The sequence below is a fragment of the Bacillus gobiensis genome (assembly GCF_001278705.1).
Taxonomy (GTDB): domain Bacteria; phylum Bacillota; class Bacilli; order Bacillales; family Bacillaceae; genus Bacillus; species Bacillus gobiensis.
In genome coordinates this window covers 4,354,628-4,368,884 of the sequence record NZ_CP012600.1, presented here as the reverse complement: position 1 = coordinate 4,368,884, position 14,257 = coordinate 4,354,628, and the positions used below count along the sequence as shown (strand labels likewise).

General features: G+C 40.5%; 13 protein-coding genes and 2 riboswitches. Of the genes, 5 read left to right on the top strand and 8 right to left on the bottom strand.

The genetic code is table 11. The features are described from left to right. Window positions 1–11 precede the first annotated feature (11 nt). Window positions 12–113, bottom strand: a riboswitch (purine riboswitch). Between the two features lie 78 nt (window positions 114–191). The 8 genes from AM592_RS21960 to AM592_RS21925 all read right to left on the bottom strand — a co-directional run bounded on the left by AM592_RS21960 (window position 192) and on the right by AM592_RS21925 (window position 9,773). Continuing rightward, the gene (locus AM592_RS21960; RefSeq protein WP_053605741.1) at window positions 192–389 is read right to left on the bottom strand and encodes an NETI motif-containing protein; all 198 of its coding nucleotides are present in this window, start codon (window positions 387–389) and stop codon (window positions 192–194) included. Beyond that, the gene (locus tag AM592_RS21955) at window positions 389–940 is read right to left on the bottom strand and encodes a DUF2179 domain-containing protein (RefSeq protein WP_053605740.1); all 552 of its coding nucleotides are present in this window, start codon (window positions 938–940) and stop codon (window positions 389–391) included. Before AM592_RS21955 ends, AM592_RS21960 begins: the two co-directional genes overlap by 1 nt. Before the next feature lie 168 nt (window positions 941–1,108). Continuing rightward, window positions 1,109–1,930, bottom strand: coding sequence for a DUF6574 domain-containing protein (locus AM592_RS21950; RefSeq protein WP_053605739.1), 822 nt, complete (start codon window positions 1,928–1,930; stop codon window positions 1,109–1,111). 234 nt (window positions 1,931–2,164) lie between these two features. Then, a complete protein-coding gene (locus tag AM592_RS21945) occupies window positions 2,165–3,457 on the bottom strand; it encodes an NCS2 family permease (protein ID WP_053605738.1) in 1,293 nt (430 codons plus the stop codon). A 152-nt stretch (window positions 3,458–3,609) separates the two neighbouring features. Further along, complete coding sequence (guaA, locus tag AM592_RS21940) at window positions 3,610–5,151, bottom strand: glutamine-hydrolyzing GMP synthase (RefSeq protein ID WP_053605737.1); 1,542 nt, start codon at window positions 5,149–5,151, stop codon at window positions 3,610–3,612. A gap of 94 nt (window positions 5,152–5,245) precedes the next feature. Then, window positions 5,246–5,347, bottom strand: a riboswitch (purine riboswitch). Window positions 5,348–5,383: 36 nt separating this feature from the next. Next, window positions 5,384–7,591 carry a DUF4129 domain-containing transglutaminase family protein gene (locus AM592_RS21935; protein ID WP_053605736.1) on the bottom strand — a complete coding sequence of 736 codons (2,208 nt, stop codon included), beginning with the start codon at window positions 7,589–7,591 and terminating at the stop codon, window positions 5,384–5,386. Between the two features lie 47 nt (window positions 7,592–7,638). Further along, window positions 7,639–8,811 carry a DUF58 domain-containing protein gene (locus AM592_RS21930; RefSeq protein ID WP_053605735.1) on the bottom strand — a complete coding sequence of 391 codons (1,173 nt, stop codon included), beginning with the start codon at window positions 8,809–8,811 and terminating at the stop codon, window positions 7,639–7,641. Beyond that, window positions 8,811–9,773, bottom strand: coding sequence for an AAA family ATPase (locus tag AM592_RS21925; RefSeq protein ID WP_053605734.1), 963 nt, complete (start codon window positions 9,771–9,773; stop codon window positions 8,811–8,813). Before AM592_RS21925 ends, AM592_RS21930 begins: the two co-directional genes overlap by 1 nt. 200 nt (window positions 9,774–9,973) lie before the next feature. On the opposite strand from AM592_RS21925, the gene AM592_RS21920 reads away from it, so the two are divergent. From AM592_RS21920 to AM592_RS21900, 5 genes are all read left to right on the top strand, one after another. After that, complete coding sequence (locus AM592_RS21920) at window positions 9,974–10,258, top strand: hypothetical protein (protein ID WP_053605733.1); 285 nt, start codon at window positions 9,974–9,976, stop codon at window positions 10,256–10,258. Window positions 10,259–10,409: 151 nt separating this feature from the next. Next, a complete protein-coding gene (locus AM592_RS21915; RefSeq protein ID WP_053605732.1) occupies window positions 10,410–12,050 on the top strand; it encodes a thiamine pyrophosphate-binding protein in 1,641 nt (546 codons plus the stop codon). 74 nt (window positions 12,051–12,124) lie between these two features. After that, window positions 12,125–12,499, top strand: coding sequence for a carboxymuconolactone decarboxylase family protein (locus tag AM592_RS21910; RefSeq protein WP_053605731.1), 375 nt, complete (start codon window positions 12,125–12,127; stop codon window positions 12,497–12,499). 17 nt (window positions 12,500–12,516) lie between these two features. Continuing rightward, the gene (locus tag AM592_RS21905; protein WP_053605730.1) at window positions 12,517–12,894 is read left to right on the top strand and encodes a hypothetical protein; all 378 of its coding nucleotides are present in this window, start codon (window positions 12,517–12,519) and stop codon (window positions 12,892–12,894) included. Between the two features lie 27 nt (window positions 12,895–12,921). After that, complete coding sequence (locus tag AM592_RS21900; RefSeq protein WP_053605729.1) at window positions 12,922–14,199, top strand: methyl-accepting chemotaxis protein; 1,278 nt, start codon at window positions 12,922–12,924, stop codon at window positions 14,197–14,199. The last annotated feature ends 58 nt before the right edge of the window (window positions 14,200–14,257 follow it).

The following is a 14,257-nucleotide window of genomic DNA, read 5'->3' as shown; positions in this document are numbered from 1 at the left end:
TCCATGTCTGTTATAGGTTCACTTTCCTTCATAGTCCAATGATTTAAGGTCATTGGGTAGAGACTTATGGGCCGTATTCCCAAGATTATATGAGGTCGTGTTCATTTGTCATGTTTATCTTAACAACACACAAATCAATTGTCAACGAAATTTCGAACGATATTATTATCTATCCAATTAATGTTCGGTTTTTAACTCAACTTCCCTTCAAAAATCGTTTTTTTGCCGTGTGGAACAATTTGAATAGCTCCATTTTCTGTTTGTTCTTTGAAAATCGGCTCTTCCATTTTTCTTACAGGCAAGTACCCTTCTTTTTTCATTTGGTCAAGCACCTGCTCGATCGTTTGCCCTTCATTCACTTCAAATCGTTTCTTCTTTGGCTTGGACATTATTTTTTGATTCTCCTTTTCTTAACGGCCTTCACCCAGAATCCGCCATGGATTGTTTTCGGTTCATAGGAAATAATAAATGCTTTGCTGTCGAGATTATTAATCGTTTCATAGAGCTGCAGCTCATATTTTCTCGGCGTCAGGATCTGCATGGCTGTCCGGTCTCCTTCTAGTCCCCCAGCTACCCAGTTGGTTACTCCGTATCCTTTTTCCCTCAGCTGTTTTGGAAGGTCCAAGTCCAGTTCTTTCGTAATCACATTTACAGTAATATACCCGAGTGCCAGCTTTTCTTCGATTTTCATTCCGACAATCACGCCAATGCCAAATCCAATCGCATAGGCCAAAATATTTTGGATTTGATTTAAGTTATTTAAAACCAGCCCTAAACCTATAACGTAAACAAAAACTTCAATCGTACTAATAAAAGCTGCCATGTACCGTTGGCCTTTAAGAGTTAAAATGATTCGAATGGTGTTAAAAGAGACATACACAATATTAACTAAGAGAATAATCAGAATCATTAAAAAACTGTTGGAAAGTATAGCTTCCATGCCATGCTCCCTCCTGACTTTTGCTTCTTTTTAAAATGTAGAAACAAGTTATATTTTACCTTTGATTACGCACAATGTAAAAAACAGTCCTTCTATACATTAAATATTTCCTCTTTACGCTAATAAAAAACACGGCGCTTAAAAACGCCGCGTCTATCCTTTTCTCACTTAAAGAGGAATAAGCGAAGATAATAGATAGTCCGAAATAAATCTCCAAATGAAACCCACAAACGCTGCCTGAATGAGCAAAGCTATACCCGCACAATAGAACAAGTCTATCAGCGGCCGACTACTGCTTTTATACGCACTTTCAATTAGAGCATAAATTGAAAACAGATAGTAGCAAAATCCGAAGACAGATAGAATTGATGTCAAAAAAATCAAATGCGGTATTGAAAACACCATCCATAGCAGTGTGAGTGTAGTTACAGGAACAAAGAGAACACTTAATCGATTAAGTACATTTCTAAACGCAAATGGATATCTAATTATATATTTCGAAACGACCCAAATCGAACCGGCTGAGATTAGCAGGAATGTGAAAGCAAATAATAGCACGAAAAAGAATGCCTCATAAAACGGGTAAGAAACACCGAATCCAAGCACTCGCTCCCTGCTTGCCCGCAACTGAATAAAATTCCCAAGGGAAAAAAGCACAGTAAAAAGAAACAATGAAACATATCCATATTTCGCGCTTTTTTCATCAGCAGCCCTCATTGCAGCCAGAGGGCTTTTCAATACGGAATAAAAATAGCTTAAGTAACGCAAAACAGATCCGCCGAAAGCCCTGAAGCCAGATACATATTTATTCGCAGAGGGCTTCTCGCTGTTTTTCGTTCGCGTTTTAGCTTTCGTTTGTTTTTTTGCTTGATTTCTCGAAACCCTCGATAAGCGGGATTGTTCTTCCACGGTTTCTTCCTCTACAGCGGAAGCTTCCTCCCGTTCATTATGATCATCGTTGTATCTATCTTTATTACGCATTTCTTCCATAATATTGATTCTCCTCGTTATTGAATAAATAAAAAAACCCGCAAAATATTCATCAAGCGAATCTTATTCTATATTAAAGTAACGAAAACTGCTGATTTCGTCAAAAGCATTTTTCGCATGCTATAACTAGACGTACGAACCAGTGCTTTCGTTTCAATAATGACTCTGGACATCGTTCAAATCAAAAAAACCGGCTCTGCCAAATAGGCTGAGCCGGCTCTTACCTTCTATCGCTCACTTTAAAAAGACAAAATACAAAATAAAAATCACAAACAATCCGTACATAATCGGATGAATTTCTTTTGCTTTCCCTTTGGCAATCATCGTAACAGGATAAAAAATGAATCCCATCGCAATTCCGGTCGCAATGCTATATGATAACGGCATAGCGATCATCGTTAAGAAAGCTGGCACGGCAATTTCAAACCGATTCCATTCAATCTTATTGAGTGATGAAACCATCAATACTCCTACAATAATTAACGCAGGTGCCGTTACTTGCGGTGTCACCACACCCAATAATGGTGAGAAGAAGAGCGACAATAAAAACAGCAAGCCTGTTACGACTGCAGCAAAGCCGGAGCGTGCACCAGCTGCCACTCCCGCTGTTGATTCAATATACGCGGTAGTTGTTGAAGTACCTAAAATCGCGCCGATCGATGTCGCTGTAGAATCCGCAAGCAACGCTTTTCCTGCTCTTGGAAGCTTATTATCCTTCATTAGCCCGGCTTGATTAGCCACTCCGACCAACGTTCCCGCTGTGTCAAAGAAATCAACAAATAAAAAGGTTAATATGACGATCAGCATATGAATGGTGAAAATTTGGTCTAAATTGAATAAAGCTTGTCCAAAGGATGGCTCCAGACTTTGAATCGGGCCGACAATAGCTTGAGGTGTCTGGATCAGTCCAAAGATCATACCGGCAATTGCAGTCAGAATCATTCCGATAAAAATGCCGCCATATACACGAAGAACCATTAAGATAATAGTCACGACCAAGCCAAATACAGTAAGCAGAGTTGTACCGCTTCGTATGTCTCCAAGGCCGACGAGTGTTTCCGGATTTCCAACGACAATACCGGATTCCTTAAAGCCGACAAAGGTAATAAACAAACCGATCCCCGCTCCTACCGCAAGCTTTAACTCATGCGGAATTGCATTAATAATTTTTTCGCGCAAGCCGCTTAAAGATAGGAGAATAAAAATAATACCTGAGACAAAGACACCCGATAAAGCGGTTTGCCAAGGAATCCCCTGACCTAATACGACCCCAAAGGTGAAAAATGCATTTAAGCCCATCCCCGGCGCCAGTGAAATCGGGTACTTTGCAAGAATCCCCATCACGAGGGATCCGATTGCAGCCGCTAACGCAGTTGCTGTAAAAACAGCATTAGGATCCATTACTTTTCCCAAAATGCTCGGATTAACAAATAATATATAAGCCATGGATAAAAAAGTTGTTAAACCACCGATAATTTCAGTACGAAAATTTGTACCAAGCTCGTCAAATTGAAAGTAGTTTTTCAAAGCATGGTTCCCCTCTCTATGAAATGAAATACTTAGTTGAATAAGAAATCGTTCTTATTTTATAAGATCACTTGGACATTTTACCAACAATCGATTTTGAATTCAATATAAAAACGGACATTATAGTGAATAATGTCCGTTTTGTTCGTAAATTATTCCCACTCAATTGTAGCTGGCGGCTTGCTGGTAATATCGTAAACAACACGGTTAATATGCTTAACTTCGTTTACGATACGTGTAGAAATTTTCTCTAATACATCCCATGGAATGCGGGCCCAGTCTGAGGTCATTCCGTCAATTGACGTAACAGCCCGGATCCCGATTGTGTAATCATACGTGCGGGCGTCACCCATTACCCCTACGCTTCGGATGTCAGGAAGAACAGTGAAATACTGCCAAATGTCTTTTTCTAAATCTGCATTTGCAATTTCTTCACGGAGAATCGCATCAGATTCCCTCACAATTTCCAGCTTTTCTTCTGATATTTCGCCTAAGACGCGAATTCCAAGTCCCGGACCTGGGAACGGCTGGCGCCAAACGATTTCATCAGGAATTCCCAGCTCTGTTCCAAGAGCACGAACCTCATCTTTGAAAAGCGTATTAAGCGGTTCTATCAGCTTGAATTGCATATTTTCAGGCAGTCCGCCTACATTGTGGTGAGACTTGATCGTTTGTGCCGTTGCTGTCCCGCTTTCAATGATATCCGTATATAGTGTTCCTTGGGCAAGGTAATCAATACCTTTTAATTTTTCAGCTTCATCATCAAATACATAAATGAATTCATTGCCAATAATTTTTCGTTTTTGTTCAGGATCCGAAACACCCTTCAGCTTGTCTAGGAAACGGTCCTTTGCATCCACCTTAATCACATTCATTTGGAATCCTTCGCTAAAGGTTTTCATAACGCCTTCTGCTTCGTCCTTACGAAGAAGTCCGTGATCGACAAAGATACAGGTGAGCTGGTCACCAATTGCCTTGTGTATCAAAACAGCAACAACCGAAGAGTCAACGCCTCCGCTCAGGGCACATAAAACGTTTTTATCCCCGACAGTTTCACGGATTTTTTCCATTTCGACTTCAATAAAATTTTCCATTGACCAATTTCCATTACATTGACAAACATCAAACACAAAATTTTTCAATAAATCATTGCCGTATTCCGAATGGCGAACTTCCGGATGAAATTGAACACCATACCATTTTTTATCTTTTTTGCTCATTGCTGAATTCGGACAATGGCGGCTTGTCGCGTCAACAGAAAACCCTTCTGGCACTTGAACCACTAAATCTCCGTGACTCATCCAGACAACTTGTTCATTCGGGAGGCCTTTGAACAAATCTGGTTCTCCCTCAATATGTATGTCAGCTTTCCCGTATTCACGTTCGGAGGCTGCTTCAACTTTTCCTCCAAGATAATGAGTCATAATTTGCATGCCGTAGCATATCCCTAAAATCGGAATATCAAGTTCAAATATTTTTTCATCACAGCGAAAGGCTCCTTCATCATTAACGCTGTTCGGCCCGCCGGATAAGATAATTCCTTTCGGGTTCATTTGCTTGATCATGTCGGCAGTTAATGTATGTGGATGCAGTTCACTGTACACACCGAATTCTCGGATTCGCCGGGTAATTAATTGATTGTATTGACTACCGAAATCAAGGACAAGAACCATTTCATTCGTGATGTTCGTCATAATATTACACCTCTGGTATTTTATAGTATCGAAGAAAATAAATAAAAAACCGGAAATCCGCACATAAAAATGAAGGCAGAAATCCGATTTGTGTATCCAATGGTTCTGCCTTCATAGTCAGGCCATTTACGGCGGCCCGGTAGAAACTCTTGAACCTTATTATCAAGGATATATGAAGGGAATTTACTTTAATTTTCACTTATTCTAACAACAGGACAAGGGAAGGTCAATACTAACTCTTTTTAATTAAATTTTCCCATAATTCAATTGAATGGCTCCAGAGCGTATGTGTGCTCTCATTTCTGTAAACTGCACGTTCATACTTTTCAGTTAATGCTTGCATATCCGTCGTCTGATATATTTCATCGACTCTCTTGGCAAATTCACGCAGCGTTTGTCCATCTTCTTTTCTTAAGCCTTTCCTTTTGAGCTGTTTTAGCAGTGCATCATAAGCTTGGAAAAATACCTCATCTTCATTTTTGTTTTTCAGTCTGGCAATCACTAGATAAGGAAGCCATTTTGCACGGAAAAAATACAAGACAATGGACAAGACAATAATAATCGCTGCCGCTGTATACCAAAACCAATCCGCCACTTCAAAAAATAACGGCGACCTGTCATTTGCTGACCCTGCTGCCTGGTTATTATCCTGAGGCTGTTCCTGCGGTTTTTGTTCTTGTTGAACAGGTTCTTCCGGCTGCTGGTCTGCCTGAGGAGTATCCGGGACAGGTGTGTCACTGCCTGTATTAGTTTCTTCAGTAATTTGCTCAGGACTCGTGAATCCTTTTGTCGGTTCAAAAGTTACCCAGCCTTGTCCGGGAAAATACGCTTCCACCCATGAATGGGCATTGTTGTTACTTACTTCATAGCGTCTTATGTCCCCATCAACTGTTTGGGCATAATCTCCGGAAGTGTACCCTTTTACCCAACGCGCCGGAATGCCTGATAACCTCAAGAGAACGATCATCGCAGAAGAAAAGTTGTCACAGTAACCAAGTTTCGTTTCAAATAAAAATTGATCAACATAATCTTCATTCTCTGACGGTAGTGCTACATCGTTTGTTTCATAAGAAAACTCACTCGAACCGAGGTATTCTTCAATTGCCTTTGCTTTATCGTACATATTCCCTTCATTTCGGGTCAATTCGTCTGACAGATCCTTTACCCGCTGCGGCAATGATTCTGGTAGCTGAAGAAAGTCCTCCAAATCGAGGCTTTCAATCTCATTTTCTGTAGGAACATTTACTTTCTTCAACTCATTCAGCTTATAAATCGGTGAGTCAAACGTTAGCTCATATTCTCCCAGATTACGGAGTCTTTTGTCTTCATCGCGTAGTGGTTCGATTCTTTCTACGGTTGGATTAATCTCCAGGGGAACCGAATCTTTCTGGTCCACATTATTCAATCCAAGGGGATACATCAAGTGGTTAAACCTGTAATTTTGATCCACATTGATTTTCATTGAATATTCTTTACTGTTAACCGTATTTTCAAACCAATGATTTGTAAGTGACCCCGAACGCAATCGAACCGAAGGGCTTGTATCACCGCTTTCCAGCCAGCCTTTTCCTGTGTAGATATTTTTCGTCTCCACTCTAAAGTAAGCTTTCTCTTCACCTTCCCAAGTGAAAACCTGCGTATTATCAGGTGCAAAAGGCCCGCCTAAACTTTCATCATTTGTACCATAGCCGACTTTATTTGCCCCTGCTCCATTGTCTCCTCTTGAAAAGGATTGGATAAACGGAACTGGATCGTTCCAGATTGGAGCCGACTTAGGAGCAGCGATACCAATACTTGCCGCCGCAAATATAAATACAAATAATGGGGCAATCCATTTGATAATTTGAGGTCGTTTTATATCGATCCGTTCTTTTATCCTGAGACGTTCAATATAAAGCAGCCCCAGTAACGTGAAGCCTATGAAAACGATACGAACAATCGCAATTGTTGCATCGTATGGAGAAAATGTATCGAGTACCGTCACGTAAATAAGCGTCATTAAGAAAAAGAAAAAGATTTTGTGTTGAAAAATCACCCAATAGTGCAGCAGATACACTAGCAGCCATAGCAACACAAAGAAAAGCAGCGTTCGAAAAGAAGGTGTCATGTCCTGCCATAGTCCCGATCCAATAAACGATAAATTGGATGCAATGTCTTCAGTAAACACGCTGATCCACGAAATATTCAAAAACATATCTTCATTGAAAAGCAGCTGAAGTGCAATCGCAATATACCCAAAAACAATCGGTAAAATGAAGTACCATTTGAATTTAAAATAAGTCAACAGAAAGGAAAGCCCGACAAAGATAACAAAAAATGTAGTCGATCCTGTGTCAGTAAAATCTTGAAGCGGACGAAGCCACTCCAGCAGAAGAAAAAACGCCAGCACATAAAAGACAAGCGAATGAATCAGTCCTTTGTGCTGCTTTTGTCCATCCATTCAATATTCACCTCTTTGAACCGATTAGGTGTTTCGCCTTAAAAAAGCTATATGACGGCTACGTCAATTTTTTGTTTTTTCAATCTGTCAATAATCACTTTTTCTTCTTGAGAAATCCCAATATCTCTTTTCTTCACCAAATATAGCGTTGTCTGGGAATAAGAAATACCAGTTTCAATCTTTCGCAACAAGTCTAAATTGACTTCTGATGTAATGATAAATTTAACTGCATTTCGGACGGTTTGGCTGCCAAGCTCTCTTTCCAAAATTGCACTTAGCGGGTAAGGAGAATTTGGTTCTACGAGTGCCAAATGGTAAAAAATCTTATTTAAGTGCTGCTCTCCGTGCTGAATAGGAAACACTGCTCTATCCTTGCCGACAGAAGAAAAACCGACATCTGCCCCTGCACGTAGCGCAGCCCGCACAATAGATGCAGCCAGCGTAACCATTTCTTCGAAAGAATCTGATTTTGATCTATCCATAAGAATATAAAGATCCTGGCTTTTTGACTGCTCAAATTCCTTCGTCATTAAACGGTCTCTTCTTGCAGATGATTTCCAATCGACCCATGAAAACCGGTCCCCCGGCTGATATTCTCTAACTCCTACAGCAATCGAATGATTCTTTAAATTCAGTTTCGTTGAATGCTGCGTTCCGTCTTCAAGGTGATTATCCTGTTTATTGTAGCTCATATTTGTATAAGAGGGGTACACTAGGAAGGTTTGCTTATATTCGAAAAAAGCTTCTTTTTCAATCAATCCCAAAAGATCTCCGGTCACAATACGAATCGTCTGAAACTGATGTTCTCCCCGTACCATTGAGGAGAGAGAATAAGTCAGCTTAAATTCTTTTTTAAACCACGGAAACAGCATTTTTTTTGTTTCCGGCTGCTGCCCGTTTTTCTTAAGTGATTGCGGAATCTCATCTTCTATTAAAATATAAAACAACGGAAAAGGGAATTTTCTTCTTATCAAGACAGTGGCTTCCAGCTTCTCTCCTAATTTAAATTGGTCTTTGTTCATTTCCCGTACAACTCCCATTTTCGAGATAGGATAAAACGCAAGCAATAACGCATAGAGACCAAATGGAAGAAATGTGTAGAACAAAAACCAGCTGACAAACCCGCCTTGAAACATGGCATAGCAGAAAAGAATAATAATCCATAACAATACTGCCGCGAGCTTCCATCCGTAAAGCAATTGTCTGAACGTCGCTTTCATCAGCGGCTCATCGACCTTTGGACCGGCACGCTTGTTTTCGATAAAATTTGCTTGATGACTTTTGCTGCATCTGCACCTTCAAATTTTGCTTCAGAACGTAATATCATTCTGTGAGGCATACAAAACGGTGCTAAATATTGGATATCATCAGGTATCACGTAATCGCGACTATGGACAAACGCATATGCTTGAGCAGCTTTCATTAACGCAATTGACCCTCGCGGACTGACTCCAAGATAAACAGCAGGATGGTTTCTTGTCTTTTGCGAAATGCTGACAATGTATTCTTTTATCGTTTCATCGACATATATATTTTTTACCTCGTCTTGCAAGTTGACAAGCTGTTCCTTTGTAATTACTGATTCGATATGATCGATCGGCTTTACTTTTTCTTGAAGGTTAAGTACTTGAAGCTCCTCGCTCGTTGTAGGATAGCCCATCCGGATTTTAAATAAAAAACGATCTAATTGAGCCTCAGGAAGCGGATAGGTACCTTCGTATTCTACAGGGTTTTGCGTCGCCATAACAAAAAAAGGCTTTGCAAGCTGCATCGTGTTGCCGTCGACTGTCACACTGCCTTCCTCCATTCCTTCAAGAAGAGCGGACTGGGTCTTTGGCGACGTCCGGTTGATTTCATCTGCCAGTACTATATTCCCGGTAATCGGACCGCTTCTGTATTCAAATTCAAGCGTCTTCGGATTATATACGGACACTCCTGTCACATCGGAAGGAAGCAAATCAGGAGTAAACTGTATTCTCTTAAATTCCGCGCCAACTGATTTCGCTAGTGCCCTGACCATCATCGTCTTTCCGACACCAGGCACATCCTCCAGCAATACGTGCCCCTTTGCAAGAATGGCAACCAGGCTTAACACAGCAACGTCTTTCTTTCCAATCATGACGCGGTCGATATTTTCAACAACCTTTCCTAATTCAGGGTGCATTTTTTCTTGATAAGCCATCCTTTTCCTCCTAGCGCTAATGCCATTTATTATCCTTTTAACTTTACCATAAAAGATGTTAAAGCATAAAACAACTAGTTTGATAATTTGACATTCTTCAACAGTTTCATTCCAATCAGGCGAAGTTAAACAGATTCAAAACGTATATGTTATAATTTTCCCAGATTAAAAAATACAAAAAATTGGGAAGGAACTTTACCATGGAAGCTTTTTTCGGAATAGGACTTGTAATCATTTATCTAATTATTATCGCTGTATCGTTTTTACTTTGCTTCGGATTGCCCGCTATCACCCTGTATTTTGTCATCAAAAATGGCAATGAGACAAAACAAAGGTTACAAAACATGGAGCGGAAAATGGAAGAACTTCATGAGAAGATCGCCAAAAACAATGATTCCTCAAATACAACAGATGAAGAATCCCCATTCGAAGCTCATTCGGTTCAGGAAGAGCTATCTGCCAACGAGAAAAGAATAGATTCGTAGGTAGAAAAAACCATTCGATGTGAATGGTTTTTCTTCGTACTGGAAAGAAAAATAGTGTTAACATTTAAACTATGGTCAAAAACTTCCGATAACAATAAAGTAGACAAATTGTAAAACCATACCAAACTGCTAGTTTATGGAGGGACAGTCAATGCCAACAATTGCTGCACTTATCGCAAAGCATTTAAAAAATATGGGGATAGAGTATGCTTTCGGAATCCCTGGAAAACCAGTAGTCCCCCTTATCTTGGAAATGGAGGAACAAGGAATTCATTTCGGATTGTCCAGACATGAATGCGGTGCAGGATATATCGCCACCGGGTATGCGATGCAAAACAAAACTCTCGGTGTAGCTATAGGTACGTCCGGACCCGGCGGAACAAATATGCTGACCGCAGCTGCACAAGCAAAAGCCTATCATGCCCCAGTCCTCTTTATCACCGGCCAGCCGCCAACTACTGAAAACGGCAAAGCCCTTGGCCAGGATTCCAGTATGTTTGGAACAGATCTAGTTGAGATGTTTCGTCCGGTTACGCTTTTTAGTGCTCGTGTAGAGGATCCTAGAACTATCCAAAGCTACTTGCAGCACGCACTGGAAAAATCGCTTACGGGACAAAAAGGGCCCGTCCACCTTTCCATCCCTTTGAACGTTTTAACTTCTGAAACGATGCCTCATCAATTTCCTGAGTTTCAATTAGAGGATATCCCGGTCTCCGGCAACATACATCAAGCGTTGGATATAATTAACAAGGCTAAGAAACCCCTCCTCTATCTGGGCAAAGGCATACATATTGCTAATGCTTATGAAGAAGTTTTAACCTTCGCTGAAACTTGGAATATTCCGGTCATGACAACCCCGGGGGGAAAAGGAACATTTCCTACACAGCATCCCCTATCCCTCGGAAGCTTTGGGTTAGGTGGAACGGAAGCCTCCTCTTCCTATTTATCTTCGGGGATTGATCTATTAATCGTCATAGGTTCTAAGTTAAGTGACATGTCCTTGGCAGGCTTTTCGCCCGACTTATATCCAAAGCATGTTATTCATTTTGATATGAATTCTACATTTGTCGGAAAATCTATTCCTGTTAAAACGACGCTTGTTCAAGGGGACGCCAAGCGAAACTTGCAGGAATTGCTGCAATACAAGCAGCATGCAGCAGTAAAGAGCGTGGACCTTAGCATCCATAAGCAAAAAGACTTGGAAAACTTTGACGGACAAACAGAGAGCGGACCCCGATTATCTGCAGCTAAAGTCATGGGCGAGTTGAGAGAGTTATTGCCTGAAGAAACGGTCATGTACGGCGATGATGGAAGCCACACCTTCTATGCGATTAAATACTACGATATTATTAAACAAGGCACATTCTTTTTTGATGATGTGTTTGGAGCCATGGGCCACGGCATTGGTTTTTCAATCGGCGCAAAGCTTGCAAATCCGAATATCCCCGTTGTCTGCTTGACAGGAGATGGCTGTCTTTTCATGCATGGGACAGAAATTTCTACCGCTGTAGATTTAAAAGCCAATGTCCTTTTTATCGTCCTCAATAACGGGATGCTCGATATGGTAGATAAAGGAATGCTTTATAATATTGGCAGAACGGCAGGTACACGGTATGATTTCGAATTAAATGCAAAGGAATTTGCCCGTAGTATGGGGGCAAACGGGTATCGCTGCAGTACAATTAACGAATTAAGAGAAGCCGTAAGCAAAGGCCTTTCTGAGGACGACCCGACTGTTATTGAAGTAATGGTAAATAAGGATGAGATCCCTCCTACAATGAAGCGGGGATAGTAGAACTATAATCTAAAGGGTCTTACTGTTCGAAAAAATCGGGAAAAATACATATAGTGGAGGATGCTTTCACAATGGAAAGAAGCGAATTAGGTTGGAAGTCCATTCAAAAATTGGCTGGAGAAAAAGGAATCCTCGCAATGGAGGAACTATTAAAAACGTCTCCGAGACTTGGCAAGCTTGCCCTTGAATTCGGCTATGGCGATATTTATTCCGATCAAACACTGGATTTTAAGCAAAGGGCGATCATTACATTATCTTCATTAATCACACAGGGAGATGCCGGCAGAGGTTTACACTATCATTTTAGGGCGGCCCTTAAAGTTGGGTGGACAAAAGAAGAAATCATGGAAGTTATCAGCCATTGTGCAGCCTATTGCGGATTTCCAAAGGCATTAAGTGCTGTTTTCATCTTTCAATCAATTATAGAAGAACAAGAAATCAATTAAAAAACGGAGTGAGAAAAATGAAAAAATTCGAAATGAAAATATACAATGACGTATTTTATTTTAAATATAACGAAATGGCGACAACTGTTGAAGAAGCAAAGCAGCAAGCGGAAGTCGTAAAAAAAGAGCTCAGCGATCCGAAAATCACAAAATTTTTAAACGATAACAGCAATATTAAAACCGTAGCTTCACAGGAGGTAAACGAAGTTTGGGGAGAGCTTATGGCGTGGGTTGGGCAAAATGTAGAAAAAAATGCAACTGTTGCGCCAAATATGGCGCTAAAAATGCAATTAAACCGGTTATCCCGGACGGCCGGAACAATAGACAAAATCAAAGCATTTACCACCGTCGAGGAAGCCATGGAGTTTTTAGACATATCGGATATGAAACTATAATCGTTGTTTAAGGAAGAAGGGAAAATCATGGACAAGATAAAAAATTTGAACAACTACCAATTAATTCTCCTTATTTTACTTTCGTTTATGCTAGTGTCTATGCTTATTCCAATCGCTGCATTTTCAATTGGTGCCCTGCTGACCGAAAGTATTTCCATCGAGTGGAAGAGTACACTAATTGTTGTGCTGATTAGCCTTATTGCTACAGTGGCACTTGGTTACTTTATTCTGCAGAAATTTCTTTCGCCATTAGAAAAAATAAGCAAGTGGTCAACAGGTGATAAAAGCCAGCCCATTTTCGCAGAACAAAAAAATCCAATTGGCCGAATTGTCACCGACGTGATTGGACAATCCAGCTATGAGAAAGAAGACCGAAAAGGAATGGATTTTAAAGAGGAAATCATGCACTTATCTCATCAAACCGCTGAAGCTTCACTCCAGCTGAAAACAACAACCGAAGAAACGAGCAATGCAACAGAAGAAATATCTTCATCCGTACAGGATATTTCCAGCGGCGCAGAAAGACAATTTCAAGCGATTCAAGATATAAACAATAATTCTTCCGCGATCTTTTTTACGCTTACTGAAATTTCCGAAAGCATTAAATTTATTAAAAACACATCTGGAAACGCACTCGCCAATTCAAACAATGGAAAACAGCTAGTTGAAAAAATAACAAATCAAATGAACACGATTCAAGAGCGAGTAAACCGATCTGTGCAAGTCGTAAATCAGCTTGGTCAAAAGTCAAATGAAATTGGAAATATCTTGTCGCTGATTACCGATATCTCTAACCAGACGAATCTGCTTGCATTAAATGCTGCGATTGAAGCGGCTAGGGCTGGCGAACACGGAAGAGGATTTTCCGTCGTTGCCGATGAGGTAAGAAAATTAGCAGAACAGACAAATCATGCAACCGGAAATATACAAGAATTAATTGATGAGATTAATAAAGAAACAACCCAAGTTGTCAGTGTCATTAAAGACAGCGGCGATTCAGTCGAAGAAGGAATCACGTTAAGCAGTGAAGCAGGATCAGTATTTACTGAGCTTTACGGAAACAACGATGAATTAGCTGAAATCATTTCAGACATTTTAGTCGCTATAAATGAGGTTACAACGAGCATGGACACTGTTTCGAATTCGATCGAACATGTCTCGGAAATTACGAATACATCGTCCGGCAATTTGCAAAATATTGCTGCAGTGATCGAAGAACTGACTGCTTCTATGGAAGAAATATCGACGTCTGCCAGGATGCTGTCTGGTGTCTCCAACAGCTTGCAAAATAAATTAGGCGCATAAATAATAAAAATCCCCTTTTTCAGTAGAGCTACATCAGTATGCCTTCTGAGAGTAAAGG